This is a genomic window from Pseudomonas sp. ok266 (assembly GCF_900110195.1).
GTDB lineage: Bacteria > Pseudomonadota > Gammaproteobacteria > Pseudomonadales > Pseudomonadaceae > Aquipseudomonas > Aquipseudomonas neuropathica.
On record NZ_FOCU01000001.1, the window covers coordinates 53,303 to 68,868 of the forward strand.

13 protein-coding genes are annotated in these 15,566 nt (G+C 59.8%); 9 read left to right on the plus strand and 4 right to left on the minus strand.

Features of this window, described 5'->3' with window-relative positions; all coding sequences use genetic code 11:
• The first annotated feature begins 10 nt into the window (after window positions 1-10).
• The gene (locus BMY54_RS00295) at window positions 11-931 is read left to right on the plus strand and encodes a zinc ABC transporter substrate-binding protein ZnuA (RefSeq protein WP_093429963.1); all 921 of its coding nucleotides are present in this window, start codon (window positions 11-13) and stop codon (window positions 929-931) included.
• Window positions 932-1,021: 90 nt separating this feature from the next.
• Here BMY54_RS00295 and BMY54_RS00300 read toward each other — a convergent pair whose 3' ends face one another.
• Together BMY54_RS00300 and BMY54_RS00305 are read right to left on the minus strand one after the other, a co-directional pair.
• Window positions 1,022-1,975, minus strand: coding sequence for a homoserine kinase (locus tag BMY54_RS00300; protein ID WP_093429503.1), 954 nt, complete (start codon window positions 1,973-1,975; stop codon window positions 1,022-1,024).
• A 61-nt stretch (window positions 1,976-2,036) separates the two neighbouring features.
• The gene (locus tag BMY54_RS00305) at window positions 2,037-2,333 is read right to left on the minus strand and encodes a DUF2782 domain-containing protein (RefSeq protein ID WP_093429504.1); all 297 of its coding nucleotides are present in this window, start codon (window positions 2,331-2,333) and stop codon (window positions 2,037-2,039) included.
• 74 nt (window positions 2,334-2,407) lie between these two features.
• On the opposite strand from BMY54_RS00305, the gene polA reads away from it, so the two are divergent.
• Window positions 2,408-5,212, plus strand: a complete 2,805-nt coding sequence (gene polA, locus BMY54_RS00310) for a DNA polymerase I (RefSeq protein ID WP_093429505.1) — start codon at window positions 2,408-2,410, stop codon at window positions 5,210-5,212.
• Between the two features lie 409 nt (window positions 5,213-5,621).
• Here the strand turns inward: polA and yihA are convergent, their stop codons facing one another.
• Window positions 5,622-6,266: a ribosome biogenesis GTP-binding protein YihA/YsxC gene (gene yihA, locus BMY54_RS00315; RefSeq protein ID WP_008081236.1), complete on the minus strand. Its 645-nt coding sequence runs from the start codon at window positions 6,264-6,266 to the stop codon at window positions 5,622-5,624.
• Window positions 6,267-6,457: 191 nt separating this feature from the next.
• On the opposite strand from yihA, the gene BMY54_RS00320 reads away from it, so the two are divergent.
• The 7 genes from BMY54_RS00320 (at window position 6,458) to BMY54_RS00350 (ending at window position 13,774) form a co-directional block, all read left to right on the plus strand.
• Window positions 6,458-6,748 carry a c-type cytochrome gene (locus BMY54_RS00320; protein WP_034152239.1) on the plus strand — a complete coding sequence of 97 codons (291 nt, stop codon included), beginning with the start codon at window positions 6,458-6,460 and terminating at the stop codon, window positions 6,746-6,748.
• 43 nt (window positions 6,749-6,791) lie between these two features.
• A complete protein-coding gene (locus tag BMY54_RS00325) occupies window positions 6,792-7,403 on the plus strand; it encodes a c-type cytochrome (RefSeq protein WP_008081240.1) in 612 nt (203 codons plus the stop codon).
• 187 nt (window positions 7,404-7,590) lie between these two features.
• Window positions 7,591-8,232: a thiol:disulfide interchange protein DsbA/DsbL gene (locus tag BMY54_RS00330; RefSeq protein WP_093429506.1), complete on the plus strand. Its 642-nt coding sequence runs from the start codon at window positions 7,591-7,593 to the stop codon at window positions 8,230-8,232.
• Window positions 8,233-8,246: 14 nt separating this feature from the next.
• Window positions 8,247-9,125, plus strand: a complete 879-nt coding sequence (locus BMY54_RS00335) for an endonuclease/exonuclease/phosphatase family protein (protein ID WP_093429507.1) — start codon at window positions 8,247-8,249, stop codon at window positions 9,123-9,125.
• Window positions 9,122-11,200, plus strand: a complete 2,079-nt coding sequence (locus BMY54_RS00340) for a GGDEF domain-containing protein (RefSeq protein WP_093429508.1) — start codon at window positions 9,122-9,124, stop codon at window positions 11,198-11,200. Before BMY54_RS00335 ends, BMY54_RS00340 begins: the two co-directional genes overlap by 4 nt.
• 101 nt (window positions 11,201-11,301) lie before the next feature.
• Complete coding sequence (locus tag BMY54_RS00345) at window positions 11,302-12,084, plus strand: N-acetylmuramoyl-L-alanine amidase (RefSeq protein ID WP_093429509.1); 783 nt, start codon at window positions 11,302-11,304, stop codon at window positions 12,082-12,084.
• Between the two features lie 76 nt (window positions 12,085-12,160).
• Window positions 12,161-13,774, plus strand: coding sequence for an EAL domain-containing protein (locus BMY54_RS00350; RefSeq protein WP_175559542.1), 1,614 nt, complete (start codon window positions 12,161-12,163; stop codon window positions 13,772-13,774).
• Here BMY54_RS00350 and BMY54_RS00355 read toward each other — a convergent pair.
• Window positions 13,771-15,561: a KinB sensor domain-containing domain gene (locus BMY54_RS00355; protein ID WP_093429511.1), complete on the minus strand. Its 1,791-nt coding sequence runs from the start codon at window positions 15,559-15,561 to the stop codon at window positions 13,771-13,773. The two genes, BMY54_RS00350 and BMY54_RS00355, sit on opposite strands and share 4 nt — an antisense overlap.
• Window positions 15,562-15,566 lie beyond the last annotated feature (5 nt).

Below are 15,566 nucleotides of genomic sequence, written 5' to 3' on the forward strand. Positions count from 1 at the left end.
AGTGGTCATCGTGTCCCGACTTTTTTCTGTTTTTGTGGCTTTTGTCGCCAGTTTCCTGCTGATCGGTTCGGCTCAGGCCGAGGTCAAAGTCCTCACCAGCATCAAACCGTTGCAGCTGATTGCAGCAGCCGTGCAGGACGGCGTGGCGATTCCCGAAGTGCTGCTGCCGCCGGGTGCTTCGCCACACAATTACGCCCTGCGGCCATCCGACGTACGGAGGGTGCAATCGGTGGATCTGCTCTACTGGATCGGCCCGGACATGGAAGGCTTTCTGCCGCGCGTGTTGAACGGTCGGACGCTGCCGAGCGTCGCCGTGCAGGATTTGCCGGGGATGAAACTACGGCGTTTTGCTGAGGACAGCCACTCCCACGCCGAAGAGGCTGACGAGCATGATCACGATCACCGTCCGGGCACACTCGATGCGCATTTGTGGTTATCACCGGTCAATGCGCGGGTAATTGCCGACAAAATGGCCGCTGACTTGAGCACTGCGGACCCGGAGAACGCCGAGCGTTATCAGAGCAATGCCAAGGCGTTTGATGAGCGTCTGGATGCGCTGGATCAGCGTTTGAAGAAGCGTCTGGCCAGCGTTGAAGGCAAGCCGTACTTCGTCTTTCACGAGGCGTTTGATTACTTTGAAGAGGCTTACGGCCTGAAGCATGCCGGCGTGTTCAGCGTGGCCGCCGAAGTGCAGCCGGGCGCGCAACATGTCGCGGCGATGCGCAAGCGCTTGCAGGAAGTCGGCAAGACGTGTGTGTTCAGTGAGCCGCCGTTGCGGCCGCGTCTGGCGGAGACGCTGGTGGCGGGTTTGCCAGTGAAACTGGCGGAGCTGGATGCGCTGGGCGGGTACACCCCGGCTACGGCTCAGGGCTATGAGCAAGTGCTGGAGAAGTTGGGTAACGATATGGCGGGCTGCCTGGAATCGCTTTAAGGCTGATTCGGCTTCGCCTCAATCGCGAGCAGGCTCACTCCTACAAGAGATCACCTAACCCCTGTAGGAGTGAGCCTGCTCGCGATGCTTTTAAAGGGCGAAAGGTAACGGTGTGTGAACCTGCTGCCGCTGCGCCAAGCGCTGCTCAAACTCCTTGGGATCGTGAATCAACACATCCTGCCCGGCAAACTGCTCCGCCGCGATCAACCGCGACAGCCAGAACCGCACGCAGGCCACGCGCAGCATGGTCGGCCACAACTCGGCCTCCGCCGCCGTAAACGGTCGCAGCGCCGCATAGGCACCAAGGAATGCGCGGGCTCGCGGCCCATCGATCAGACCGTCCTCGTCCGAACACCAGTCGTTCAACGCAATCGCCACGTCATACAGCATCGGCCCCGAGCAGGCGTTGTAGAAGTCGATCAGCCCGGTCAGGTGCGTACCTTCGAACATCGCGTTATCGCGAAACAGGTCGGCATGAATGTTGGCCCGAGGCAGCGCGAGAATCTTCTCTTTGCGCTCGGTGATTTCATCCAGCGCCTTTTGCAGCAACGCGCGCGGTTCATCGCTCAGGTGCGAGAGCAACTCGTTGCCCTCCTCCAGCATCCAGTCGAGGCCACGATCAGTCTTGCGCTTGATCATGCGCTCGCCCTGGGTCGCCAGATGCAGATGAGCCTGCAACTCGCCGACCTGCGCGCAATGCTGGGCATTGGCGACTTTGATGTGCTTGCCGGACAGTCGCGGTTGCAGCAGTGCCGGTTTGCCTTTCAGATCACGCAACGCCACGCCGTCGGTGGTGCGCAGTGCGTACGGCACCGGCAAGTCGGCTTCGTGCAGCACGTCGAGCAGGTCGATGAAAAACGGCATCTCCTGCACCGGGCCACGCTCGACCAGAGTCAGGACGAATTCGCCCTGCTCCAGGCTGATAAAGAAATTGGTGTTTTCGCTGCCGGCGGCGATCCCCTGGAAATCAAGCAGACGGCCAAGCCCGTAAGGGGCGAGAAAGGTTTCCAGCTCGGGCCGAGCCAGGGGAGTGAACACAGACATGGTCAAAAACTGCTCAGTTCAGGCGTCGCGGTCAGGCGACGCCGATTAAAAGTCGGGAAACTTACTTCCAGGTAAAGATTTCCCACGACGGAATCAGCATATCCGGCTGGTCGGAGCGAATGTAGTTCGCGTCCGTACCATCGGCGCGCACCAGGAAATACGGTTTGCCACCCTTTGGCGTGACCTTGATCGCATAGACGAAACCACTGCGACTGTATTCCTGGATAACCTTGTCGCCTTCCGTGTGCGTGTTAATGGTAACTTCCGGCTCCTTTGACGGCGCATCATCCGCCGCCATCGCTGCCAACGGTGAGGCAGCAATCAGACCGACCAGCAGCAAGCGATTTAACGTACGCATGATAACCTTGTCCCTTTGTCGTCAACGGTCCCGCTATTCTAGCGCCGGACCCGCCGAAAAGGTTGATCCTGCTCATGAGCCAAGCCCCCCTCGTCCTGGTGGACGGTTCGTCTTACCTGTACCGCGCGTTTCACGCGCTGCCACCACTGACCACTTCCAAAGGCCTGCCGACCGGTGCGGTCAAAGGCGTGCTGAACATGCTCAAGAGTCTGCGCAAGCAGTACCCGGACAGCCCGTTCGCCGTGGTTTTCGACGCCAAGGGCGGGACATTTCGCGATGAAATGTACGCCGAATACAAAGCCAACCGCCCAAGCATGCCCGACGACATGCGCGTGCAGATCGAGCCGCTGCACCAGAGCGTGATCGCCCTCGGTTTTCCGCTGCTGTGCGTGGAAGGCGTCGAGGCTGACGACGTGATCGGCACCCTGGCGCGCAGCAGCGCGGCGGCGGATCGCCCGGTGATCATCTCCACCGGCGACAAGGACATGGCGCAACTGGTCGATGGCCACATTACTTTGGTCAACACCATGTCCGGTAGCTCGATGGACGTGGAGGGCGTTAAGGAGAAATTCGGCGTCGCTCCGGAGCAGATCATCGATTATCTGGCGCTGATGGGCGATTCGTCCGACAACATTCCGGGCGTTCCCGGCATCGGCCCGAAGACTGCGTCCGGCCTGTTGGTCGGCGTGAATGGCGGCCTCACCGAGCTGTACGCCAATCTCGACATCGTCCCGACCCTGCCGATTCGCGGCGCGAAAACCCTGCCGGCCAAGCTTGAAGAGCACAAGGAGATGGCGTTCCTCTCCTATCAACTGGCGACCATCAAGGTCGACGTGCCGCTGGACGTCGAACTCGATGATCTGCAGATGGGCGCCGAAGACCCGGCCAAGCTCTACGAACTGTACTCGCTGCTGGAATTCAAAAGCTGGATCAACGATCTCGATCGCGACGCCAAACGTCTGGAACTGAGCGCAGCCAGCGAACCTGCGCTGGCCGGCGATCTGTTCAGCGCACCAGCGGAAGAAGCGCCTGCTGCTCCCGCCGAAGCTGCCTACGAAACCATCCTTGATCAGGCGCGCTTCGACGTCTGGCTGGAAAAACTCAACAACGCCAAGCTGTTCGCCTTCGACACCGAAACCACCGGCATCGACGCGCAGCAGGCGCAACTGGTCGGCCTGTCGTTCGCCGTGCAGGCCAACGAAGCCGCGTACATTCCGCTGACCCACTCCTACATCGGCGTGCCGGAACAGCTGGATCGCGACACCGTGCTGCGCGCACTCAAGCCGATTCTCGAAGACCCGAGCAAGCTGAAGGTCGGCCAGCACGCCAAGTTCGATATGAATATTCTGGCCAACTGTGCCATCGGCGGCGATCAGAGCCAAGGCATCAACGTGCGCGGCATCGCCTTCGACACGATGCTTGAGTCCTACGTGCTCAACTCCACCGCCACCCGCCACGACATGGACAGCCTCGCGCAGAAGTACCTGGATCACACCACCGTGAGCTTCCAGGACATCGCCGGCAAAGGCGCCAAGCAGCTGACTTTCGACCAGATCGCTTTGGAACAGGCCGGGCCGTACGCCGCCGAAGACGCTGATATCACCCTGCGCCTGCACCAGACGCTGTTCGAAAAACTCAGCGCGATCCCGAGTCTGGCCAGCGTTTTGACCGACATCGAGATTCCGCTGGTGCCGGTACTGGCGCGCATCGAACGCCAAGGCGCGTTCGTTGACGCTGAGTTGCTCGGCATTCAGAGCATCGAACTGGGCAACAAAATGGTCGCGCTGGAGCGCGAAGCCTTCGAGATCGCCGGGGAAGAATTCAACCTCGGCTCGCCGAAGCAACTGGGCGTGATTCTTTACGAGAAACTCGGCCTGCCGGTACTGAAGAAGACCGCCAAGGGTCAGCCGTCCACTGCTGAAGAAGTGTTGGCGAAACTCGCTGAAGACGATCACCGCTTGCCGAAGGTGCTGATGGAGCACCGCTCGATGAGCAAGCTGAAAAGCACTTACACCGATCGTCTGCCGGAGCAGATCAATCCGCGCACCGGGCGTGTCCACACCTCGTATCACCAGGCTGTGGCATCGACCGGACGTTTGTCCTCGAGCGATCCAAACCTGCAGAACATCCCGGTGCGCACCGCTGAAGGTCGACGCATCCGTCAGGCGTTCGTCGCGCCGAAGGGCTACAAACTGTTGGCGGCGGACTATTCGCAGATCGAGCTGCGGATCATGGCGCACCTGTCCAAGGACGAAGGCCTGATGAATGCCTTCCGCAACAATCTGGACGTGCACACCGCCACCGCTGCCGAAGTGTTCAAGGTCGAACTCAACGAAGTGACCTCCGACCAGCGCCGTGGCGCCAAGGCGATCAACTTTGGCCTGATCTACGGCATGGGCGCACAAAAACTCGGCAAGGACATCGGCGTCGATACCAAGACCGCCAAGGCTTACATCGATACCTACTTCGCCCGTTATCCGGGGGTTCGCGAATATATGGATCGCACCCGCGCGCAGGCAGCGGATCAGGGTTATGTCGAGACGTTTTTCGGTCGTCGTCTGTACCTGCCGGAGATCAACTCGAACAAGCCGCAGGAACGCGCCGCTGCCGAGCGCACAGCGATCAACGCGCCGATGCAGGGCACGGCTGCCGACATCATCAAGAAAGCCATGGTGGCGGTGGATAACTGGCTGGCAACATCCGGGCTGGACGCCAAAGTCATCCTGCAGGTGCACGATGAACTGGTGCTGGAGGTTCGTGAGGATCTGGTCGAACAAGTCAGTGCCGAGATTCGCGTGCACATGAGCGAGGCGGCGAAACTGGATGTGCCGCTGCTGGTCGAAGTGGGTGTGGGCAACAATTGGGATGAGGCTCACTGAGCCATTTGATCTCGGTCTGCCGCGACCTGTTGTCGCGGCAAAGCCGGTAAAACCTGCTTATTTCGAAAAGCGCTTGGGATTATTCCAAAGCTTTTTGAAAAAAATCTGAACTAATCTGGAAGGACACCACTCAGAGATACTGAATGGCTGGTGAAGCCCTTCGATGCTCCTATGTTGTGTTAAGTGTTGGCAGATATCTGAACCCCGCCCTAGCGGTTCGGAACTTAAACCCCGGAATTTCTCCCTCCCCAATGAAATCCGGGGCTTTTTTTGCCCAAAATTTGTCTGTAGCGCGCTCATGCTGCGTTGAAAGCACAGCTCAAATGCTCATTTAGGTCCCCTAAACTCCGCTTTTCACCGTGCTTTCGCCTTGCCTGAACACACTACAAACAAATTTCCATATCCCGACTTACTCGGCTGCCGCCTCGGCGCCTTTGTCTGCCAGTTCCATCCAGCCGGCCAGTACAGTGTAGGCCTCTTCCAGGCCCATGCGTTTTGGCGCGGAGAACAGCTGGATGGTGACCAGGTCGCCCCAACCCTTGCGGATTTCCGACTGCACTTTGAGCAGGGTGTTCTTGGCTGCGCCGTAGGTGAGTTTGTCGGCCTTGGTCAGCAGGATGTGCATCGGCATGCCGGCCGCAACGGCCCAGTCGAGCATCAGCAGGTCGAAGTCGGTCATTGGATGACGGATGTCCATCATCAGAATCAAACCCTTCAAACTCTCGCGGCCACCGAGGTAAGCCTCAAGGTGACGCTGCCAGTGCATCTTCAGCGGGATCGGTACTTTTGCGTAACCGTAGCCCGGCAGGTCGACCAGACGGCGATCTTCGTCTAGCTTGAAGAAGTTCAACAGCTGTGTGCGACCCGGGGTTTTCGAGGTACGCGCCAGGCTGGCGTGAGTCAAAGTGTTCAGCGCGCTGGATTTGCCGGCGTTGGAACGACCGGCGAACGCTACTTCGAAGCCTTCGTCGTCAGGGCATTGATCGACTTTGGCGGCACTGAGCATAAACGTGGACTGTTGGCACAGGCCGAGGATGGGATTCTTGAGTTGCATGGGATTTCCGATGTGGGCGGCGCCGGGATTGGGCGCGGAACGCGGTGTCGCTTCCGTTTCAGTGACGCCAGTATATAATGCCGCAGATTTTGTGTGTGCTTTGTCCCAGCGAAGGATGAAGTTCACGAGAGCGACAGACTTTGATTGCGCATTAGAACGCAGAACGCTCTCAACCCTGAAAAGGTCGTTTTATGACGAAATGGCTGCTGGCTGCCGGAGTCTTGATGCCGCTTTACAGCGCACAGGCTACACAGGATCCGGAAGCTGTGTACAACCGTGTTTGTGGTGCCTGTCATTCCGGCCAACTACCCATGGCGCCCGAAAGAGGCGATCAGGAAGCTTGGACGCCGAGGTTGGCGAAAGGTATGGAGACGCTGGTGCAACACGTGACCCAGGGTTTCAAGGCGATGCCGCCGCGTGGTTTGTGCATGGACTGCAGTGCCGAGGATTACCAAGCCATCATCCTGTGGATGAGCGAGTAAACCCGGTCCATAACTTAACCCTTAGCCGTAGTTGGATTAGCTGATGAACAAATTGATCGTGAGTCTGCTGTTGACCGTGGGAATCTCAGGCTTCGCCCATGCTGCCGGTGATGCCGCAGCAGGCCAGGCAAAAGCCGCCGTATGCGGAGCCTGTCATGGCCCGGACGGGAACAGCATGGCGCCAAACTTTCCGAAACTGGCCGGTCAAGGTGAACGCTACCTGACCAAGCAACTGCACGACATCAAGTCGGGCAAACGCACCGTTCTGGAAATGACCGGCTTGCTGACCAACCTGAGCGATCAGGACCTGGCCGACATCGCCGCCTACTTCGCCAGCCAGAAAGGCAGCGTCGGCGCCGCCGATCCGAAGATCGTCGCTCGCGGTGAAGCGCTGTTCCGTGGCGGCAACCTGGCCAAGGGCCTGCCAGCCTGCACTGGCTGCCATTCGCCGAATGGCGCTGGCAACGCCGCCGCCGGGTTCCCGCACCTGGGTGGCCAACACGCTCAATACATCGCCAAGCAGCTGACCGATTTCCGCAAGGAAGAAGGTGGCCGCACCAACGACGGCGACACCATGACCATGCAGACCATCGCCAAGCGCCTGAGCGACGAAGATATTGCTGCGGTCTCCAGCTACATTCAAGGTCTGCACTAAGAGCATTTGGCAGCGATAGATCTCGTGCAACGTTAACGCTCGATTAATCCGTCGCAGCAAGTATAAAAAGGGTGGCTTTGGCCGCCCTTTTTTGTGGCCGCTGCCGTTACACTACAGAACTCATGCCCGCCAGGATCTGTCTGAAAACAGGTCGCGCGAGGCGACCCAAATTGTCCAGGAGTAAAGCATGCGTAATCTGATCATCAGCGCCGCCCTCGTCGCTGCCAGCCTGTTCGGCGTGACCGCTCAAGCCGCCGAAGCCCCAGCCGCCCCTTACGTGGAACTGGCCAACCCGGTACCGGTTGCAGAGCCTGGCAAGATCGAAGTGGTCGAGCTGTTCTGGTACGGCTGCCCGCACTGCTACGCGTTTGAGCCGGTGATCAACCCGTGGGTTGAAAAACTGCCATCCGACGTCAACTTCGTGCGTATCCCGGCGATGTTCGGCGGCCCGTGGGACGCTCACGGCCAGATGTTCCTGACCCTGGAAGCGATGGGTGTCGAGCACAAGGTTCACAACGCCGTGTTCAACGCAATCCAGAAAGAACACAAGAAGCTGACCGACAAGAACGACATGGCTGACTTCCTCGCCACTCAAGGCGTGGACAAGGACAAGTTCCTCGCCACCTTCGACTCGTTCGCCATCAAAGGCCAGATCGTCAAGGCCCGTGAACTGGCCAAGAAGTACGAAATCACTGGCGTGCCAACCATGATCGTCAACGGCAAGTACCGCTTTGACATCGGCTCTGCCGGTGGTGCCGAGCAGGCGCTGAAACTGGCTGACCAACTGGTTGCCAAAGAGCGAGCGGCAACCAAGGCTGCCGCCAACTAAGCGCGGCGACCGCCATGCGCCGCTGGAAGTCTGAACGCATCGTTGGCCTGCATGATCCGCAGGTCAACGAGCATCACCTGGAGTCCACGGGCCTGCCCGCAGACCAGCGTCTGCGTTTGCTCAGTTTCAATATCCAGGTGGGCATCAGCACCGAGCGTTATCGGCATTACCTGACCCGTAGCTGGCAGCACCTGCTGCCGCACAACGGCCGCTCAGGCAATCTGCAAAAGATCGGCGACCTGCTCGGCGACTTCGATCTGGTCGCGCTGCAGGAAGCCGATGGCGGCAGCCTGCGTTCGGGCTACGTCAATCAGGTCGAACATCTGGCGCAGCTCGGCGCCTTCCCTTATTGGTATCAACAACTCAATCGCAACCTCGGTCGACTGGCCCAGCACAGCAATGGCGTGCTCAGTCGCCTGAAACCGTGGGCGATCGAGGATCACCCGCTGCCCGGTCCGAAAGGTCGCGGCGCGATTCTGCTGCGCTTCGGCGAAGGTCCGGAGGCGTTAGTGGTGGTGATGATGCATCTGGCCCTTGGCGCGCGAACCCGCAGCCTGCAACTGGCCTATATTCGTGAGCTGATCGGTGGCTACAAACACCAGGTATTGATGGGCGACATGAACACCCATGCCAGCGATCTGCTGCAACATTCTCCGTTACGCGATCTCGGCCTGCTGGCACCGCAGGTGGAAGCGACATTCCCCAGCTGGCGTCCTCAGCGTTGCCTTGATCATATATTGCTCAGCCCGACCCTGACCCTGGAAAAGGTCGAAGTGCTGGCCCAACCGATTTCCGATCACCTGCCGGTCGCGGTAGAGATTCGTCTGCCGGGTTCGCTCACGGCCGATGCATTGCCCGCGTTGAGTCCTGCCCCTCGCGGAACCCCTGAATGAGCGACGACGCCCAGCGCTGGAAAGAGAAGTACCTCAAAAGCATCGAACAGCAAGACAAGCTTGAACGGCGCTGGGCCGCCAGGCTCGACTTGCTGCGGCGCGGTCTGGTGCGCAGCACACTAGCGGCTGAAGGCACCGATAAAGTCGTCGATCAGTGCATGAAAGAGATGCGCGACGTGGTGCGCACCGACGATATGGACGCCGGCCTCGCCGCCCTGCTACCGCGCCTGGAAAAAGCCGTGCTCGATTCCGAGCAGCGCCGCGAAACCCGCATCGATCAAGTCAGTACCGCGCTGACATCGCTGGTCACTCAGTTGCAGGCTTTGCCGTTGCCGCGTGAAGTCGCTCAGCCACTGAAGAAATTCGCCAAACAACTGGATAGCCGCGTCGGTTCGGCGCGGGAAATGCCCCTGTTGCTGAGTGAACTCAGCGGCTTGCAGGGCAAGGCTTTGAGTCAGCTGGAAACGCCAGCCGAACCGGGGCGCCCAGGATTGTTGCAGCGTTTGTTTGGTAGCCGTGACAGCGAAGAAGCGCTAGCGACACAATCCCCCGCGCAGGTTCCAGCCTCGCCGCCAGAGCAACCGCTGGCTGCACCGTCACCCACAGCGGAAACCGCACAGCTCGCGCCTGTCGCGGCGGCTGAGCCGGTACCGGCAGCGCCTGCCAGCGAAGCACTTGCGCCTGTTGTCGAACCACCCACGCCAGCCGCTCCAACCCCGTTGGAACCGGCAAATGTAGTGGCCTTCGTGCCGCCAACGGTCGTCAGCGAAGTTATCAGTGAACCGCTCGAACCGGAGGCAGAGCGCTTCGAGCCCGAGCCTGTTTTCGCCCCCGCTTCAGCGCCGGCTCAAGCGCCGATCACCGCTGAGGCGGTCAATCCTGATGAACTGATCCACCCCGGTGATCCATCACCACCGATCATCGACAGCCTGCCCCTGCCCGAACCGATTGCTCAGGCGCTGGCCGCCATCGACCCGGAACAGCCCGAGCACGACATCCTGTTCGCCCTGCCGGACACCCCGGAGCCGTCTTACAGTTCCGTGGCCAAGCACATCGAAGACACCCTGATCGGGCTGCTCGACGACCTGACCCTGCCGGAACGCCACCGCCCGCAAGCCGAAGCCATGCGTGAGCGGCTAAAACACGGTTTGAACTGGTACGAACTGATCCCGATTCTCGACGATCTTGCAACGTTGATGCTGGCGATCACCGATAGCGGCCAGCACGAATTCGAAGCCTATCTGCAACAACTCAATGAACGCCTCGAAGCATTTCAGAGCAATCTGCAAGCCGCCAGCGAGGGCCATGCCGACAACAGCTCGGCGGCGAAAGCCATGGACACGCAGATCCGTGAGCAAGTCGACGGCCTGCAGACCAGCATGCAGGAAGCTGCGGATCTGGAAGACCTCAAGCACGTGCTGGAAAACCATCTTGAAGGCCTGCTCGGCACCATGGACCAGCACCAGAAGCAGCGCGACGCCCGTGAGCAGGAAGTCGCCACGCGGCTGAAAAGCCTGTCCGAACGCGTGGCGCATATGGAGCAGGAAGCCCAGGGTTTCCGCGAGCATCTTGAAGTACAGCGGCAGAAAGCACTGATCGACCCGCTCACCGGCCTGCCGAACCGCGCCGCGTGGAGCGAACGCCTTGAGCATGAAATCAAGCAGTGGCAACAGCACGGCAACACGCTGAGCCTGGCCATGCTCGACCTCGATCACTTCAAGCGGATCAATGACAACTACGGCCATCTGGCCGGCGACAAGGTGCTGAAAATCATCGCCACCGTACTGCGCAAACGTCTGCGCGGCGGCGATTTCATCGCCCGTTTCGGCGGTGAGGAGTTCGTTCTGTTGATGCCGGCGACGCCGCCAGCGGTCGGCGCAAAACTGCTGGAAACCCTGCGCGCCGCTATCGAAGCCTGCCCGTTCCACTTCAAGGGTGAACGAGTGACCATCACCCTTTCCATGGGACTGGCGACATTCCGTGCCGGAGAACACAGCGATCTTGTATTGAAAAGAGCCGATCAGGCGTTGTACCGGGCGAAAAATGCAGGGCGCAACAGGGTCGAGCTGGGCTGAGCAAATTGTTCCATTTTGTTTAAATCCGCCCACTGACCGTCGAGACGCAAGGCAGTACGTTACACTGTTGCATTACTGTCTTGCGTGTACTGTCCTCTGCCATGAAATTCTTTGCCCTCCTCGCGTCGCTGCTCGTTCTGGCCGGTTGTGCCAGCGCCCCGCGTTACGACACTAGCCATCCTTCAGCCAATTACGACAGCCGTATCCAGTTCGTGATCGTCCACTACACCTCGGCGTCGCTGGAACGCTCGCTGCAACTGCTGACCCATGGCGAAGTCAGCAGCCATTACCTGATCGGCGACGACAAGAGCGGCACCATCTACAAGCTGATGGAGGAAAACCAGCGCGCCTGGCACGCCGGCGAAAGCCAATGGCAGGGCCGTACCTGGCTTAACTCAAGCTCGATCGGTATCGAAATCGTCAATCCGGGCTTCAAGGACACCCCGACCGGCCGTCTGTGGTATCCGTACAGCGAAGCGCAGATTCAATCGTTGATCGTCCTGCTCAAGGACATCAGCAAGCGCAACGGCATCAGCCCGCGCCACATCATTGGCCATAGCGACATCGCGCCACTGCGCAAACTCGATCCGGGCCCGTTGTTCCCGTGGAAACGTCTCGCCGCCGAAGGCTTAGGCGTATGGCCGAACGAACAGGCAGTAGCGCGCCAGCAAATGCTGTTCAACAGCAGCGAACTGCCGAGCATCAGCTGGTTCCAGGCACAGTTGGCGCATTTGGGTTATGACACACCGCAGACCGGTGAGCTGGACGTTGCCACACGCCACGTCCTCGCCGCCTTCCAGATGCACTTCCGCCCTTCGCGCTTCGACGGCACGCCGGATGCACAAACGGCAGCGTTGTTGCTGGTACTCAATCAGACAAAATAATGACGCCCGCCCGACGGTCAGGGCGAAATTGCAATCAGCAGCTATAACTCATTGGTAATTCTTCGGATATTCCATGATGGTTGCTACCCGAGAGACGCTGCGTAGCTGGTTTTATCGCCCCTGGTTTTTGGCGATGATCGCGGCTGTCCTCAGTGCCAGCCTGCTGATCGCCGGCGGTATGTTCGTGGCGATGCGTCAGGTCGAGCAAAACGAAAGCCAACAAATGAACGCACAAGGCGAACGTTTTCTGGCCCGCCTCGAACAATTGTTTGGCCAGTTGCGTGAAAGTCTCGATGATCTGGAAGCGCAGCCCTTGCGCAGTTGTGACGATGAAATGATCGCCACCCTGCAGCAAGTCACCTTCAACTATCGCTTCGTCTATGAAGCGGCTTACATGGACGCCTCGCGGATCTGCTCCAACCGTCCGCGCCAGGAAGGTCTGTCAGTGGTCCGCGCGCCAGATATCAAAGGCCCGACCTACAGCTATTGGCTGAACACCACCACCGAACCTGATGAAAACCGCGCGGCGCTGATGTTGGGGCGCGGCAATTTCCGCGTGGCCACCTCGCGCGGGCATCTGACCGACATGGTCGATTTGTCCCCCGGCAGCAGCCTGCTGGTGGTGCTCGATCATGGCACCCGTGCTATCCCGGTGCTTGGCACGGCGCAAGCCTGGCCACCCACGGAACACTGGCCACCGAAAAGTCGCGATGCCCTGCAAGTTACGCAAACCCGGCTGATCTACCGCATGCCCACGGATAATCCGGAATATCAGTTGGTCCTGATCACACCCAGAACCGGCATGCACATTCCGGCTGTCTGGTGGTGGATCATCCCGGCGTGTCTGCTGCTCGGCGCGTTTGTCGGATTTTTCGTGTTCTTACTGGTGCGCCAGCGTCAGTCTCTGGATGCCGAACTACACGGTGCGATCCGCCGTGGCGAGTTGCAGGTGCTCTATCAACCGATCTTCGACCTCGATAGCCGCAACTGCGTCGGTGCCGAGGCCCTGCTGCGCTGGCGCCGCCCCGACGGTACGCTGACCAGCCCTGACCTGTTCATCCCCATGGCAGAAAACACCGGGCAGATCCGGCAGATGACCGACTTCGTCCTGCAGCGCCTGCTGGAGCAACTGGGCCAGTTGCTGCGCGCCAATCCGCAGCTATACATCTCGGTCAACCTGGCAGCCTGCGACGTGATGGTGCCGCGCATCGGCCAGGTCATGGCGCGGCTGCTCACCCTGCATCGCGTGGCGGCGCGGCAGATTGCCTTCGAGGTCACCGAACGTGGCTTGATTGATGTGGTTGTGGCGCGGGAAAACCTGCAAGCCTTGCGCAACGTTGGCCATCAGGTGTTGATCGACGACTTCGGCACCGGCTATTGCAGCCTCGCCTACTTGCAAACCTTGCCAGTGGACTGCTTGAAGATCGACAAAGCATTCATTGATGCACTGGGCCATGACGCGGCCAGCAGCGGCGTCGCCCCGCACATCATTCACATGGCTCAGGCGCTGGATTTGAAAGTGATTGCCGAAGGCATCGAGCTCGAATCCCAAGCGCAATTGCTCAGCAGCGAGGGCGTGAAGTTCGGTCAGGGCTGGTTGTTCGCCCATGCGCTGAGCGCGGTGCAATTCATCGAACTGATCACCCGTGGCCGGCGCCTTGCCGGTCGACGCATGGATGATGAAGCCTAGACAGCGAGCGCCATATAAAACTGCGTACCCTGCCCCGGCCGTGAGTAAACGCCCATACGACCACCATGCAACTGGACGATTTCCTTACACAACGCCAGGCCCAAACCGGCACCGCCCTTCTTGCGCCCTACCTGCACGAAAGGTTCGAAGATCCGCCCCTGCTGGCCGTAGGCAATGCCTTCGCCGTTGTCTTCGACGCTGATAATCAGCCGCTCGCCATGCCGACGTGCCTGCAAGCGGATCTGACCGTCGCGGGCGGTATGGCGCAAGGCGTTGTCGATCAGGTTATCCAGCACACGATCGAGCTGTGCCTGATCGGCCTGCAAACGTGGCAACGGTCCCTGCACTTCGACATGCAGGGCGATGCCCTTGGCCGCCGCCGAATCGGCAAAGCGCAGTTGCGCCTGCTCCAGCAAATCCTCGATGGAGCATGGTGCCAGCGTTAGTTTCTGCAGGCCGTTCTGATAACGCGAGAAGTTGAGCAAGTCGTTTATCAACTGCATCAAGCGCTGCATCTCTTCGTTCACGGTGTCGAGCAAATCGGCTTCGCGCGATTCCGGGGCGTACTTCGCTCGTTCGCGGAACAGCCCGAAGGCCATGTGCATGCCGGTGACCGGCGTGCGCAGCTCATGGGAAGCGCGCAACACGAATTCGCTGCGCACCCGCTCGAAGGCGCGTTGCTCGGTCACGTCATGCAAGACCATCACCGCGCCAAGGATATGCCCCTGCGTGTGGCTGACCGGCGTCAGGCTGTAGGTCAGCAAACGAGATTCGCCGTCGACCTCGATGCTCAGGTCTTCCGGTGCGCGCTCAAGCGAGCCACCGCGCAACACCAGTTGCAACTGCGCATCCAGCTCCGGCCGCTCCAGCGCGGTGCCCAAGCCTTGGCCGAGGCGATCATCGTCCCAACCCAACTGGCGCTGAGCCACCGGATTGAGGTGTTCCAGATGCCCCTCGCGGTCGATCATCAGCAAGCCGTCGTCGATACTGTCGAGCACCGCTTGCAGCCGCTGCTGACCGGCGAACAATTCGTCGACATTGGTCGCCTGATGTTCCCGCAGGGCCTCAGCCATCAGGCCGAAACGCTTGGTCAGCAGGTTCATTTCCATCGCCGAGGAAATCGGCAGGGTCACTTCAAAATTGCCTTGGCCGATATTGTCCGCCGCCTGCGCCAGCGCCTCAATCGGCGCGCCGAAACGCCGGGCAATCCCGTGGGCCGTGATGAAGCCGATGATCAACACCGCCAGCCCGACAAAACCCAACAGACCGGCGATCAACAATGCTCGGTCGCGCGCTTGATGCTGAACCGCGTTGATGTTGTCCAGTGCATGCTTGTGTTCAGTGATCAAACCGTTGCGCAGCGTGTTGAAGCGCTCTCTGAGGTTGGCGTTGCTGCTCAACGCAGTCGCCGGATCACGGGACACATCAAAGGCCTGAAGAAAACTCAGGTAATCAGCCTTGGCCTGACTGAAACCATACTGGCGGCCATCGCCAATGTGCTCTTGGGCGATACCGTCATCAAGCAACTTGAGATACTGCTGCTTTGACGCCTCGAACGCGACCGCATCGGGTTTTTCGGCGAGCATGAGGACCAGTTGATCACCCAGGGTTTGTCGCAGCTTGAGGCCCAGATCGAGAGTGACGAAGTTGTTACGCAGCGTCGTTTCCTGCGAGCCAGCCATTTGCATCACGCTGACCAGCCCGAGCAACAGCCCGAGCAAGGCCACGGTGATGAGCGCGGAAATGCTCAAGAACAAACGGGTCCGCAACTTCATCGCCAATTTCATCGTCG

What these genes read in the sequence shown, in the direction of transcription:
- BMY54_RS00345 (WP_093429509.1), top strand. Translation starts at nt 11,302, where the DNA reads ATGAAATTCTTTGCCCTCCTCGCGTCGCTGCTCGTTCTGGCCGGTTGT.
- yihA (WP_008081236.1), bottom strand. Translation starts at nt 6,266, where the DNA reads ATGCAACTCAAGAATCCCATCCTCGGCCTGTGCCAACAGTCCACGTTT.
- BMY54_RS00305 (WP_093429504.1), bottom strand. Translation starts at nt 2,333, where the DNA reads ATGCGTACGTTAAATCGCTTGCTGCTGGTCGGTCTGATTGCTGCCTCA.
- BMY54_RS00335 (WP_093429507.1), top strand. Translation starts at nt 8,247, where the DNA reads ATGCGCCGCTGGAAGTCTGAACGCATCGTTGGCCTGCATGATCCGCAG.
- BMY54_RS00325 (WP_008081240.1), top strand. Translation starts at nt 6,792, where the DNA reads ATGAACAAATTGATCGTGAGTCTGCTGTTGACCGTGGGAATCTCAGGC.
- BMY54_RS00340 (WP_093429508.1), top strand. Translation starts at nt 9,122, where the DNA reads ATGAGCGACGACGCCCAGCGCTGGAAAGAGAAGTACCTCAAAAGCATC.
- BMY54_RS00350 (WP_175559542.1), top strand. Translation starts at nt 12,161, where the DNA reads ATGGTTGCTACCCGAGAGACGCTGCGTAGCTGGTTTTATCGCCCCTGG.
- BMY54_RS00330 (WP_093429506.1), top strand. Translation starts at nt 7,591, where the DNA reads ATGCGTAATCTGATCATCAGCGCCGCCCTCGTCGCTGCCAGCCTGTTC.
- BMY54_RS00300 (WP_093429503.1), bottom strand. Translation starts at nt 1,975, where the DNA reads ATGTCTGTGTTCACTCCCCTGGCTCGGCCCGAGCTGGAAACCTTTCTC.
- BMY54_RS00320 (WP_034152239.1), top strand. Translation starts at nt 6,458, where the DNA reads ATGACGAAATGGCTGCTGGCTGCCGGAGTCTTGATGCCGCTTTACAGC.
- BMY54_RS00355 (WP_093429511.1), bottom strand. Translation starts at nt 15,561, where the DNA reads ATGAAATTGGCGATGAAGTTGCGGACCCGTTTGTTCTTGAGCATTTCC.
- polA (WP_093429505.1), top strand. Translation starts at nt 2,408, where the DNA reads ATGAGCCAAGCCCCCCTCGTCCTGGTGGACGGTTCGTCTTACCTGTAC.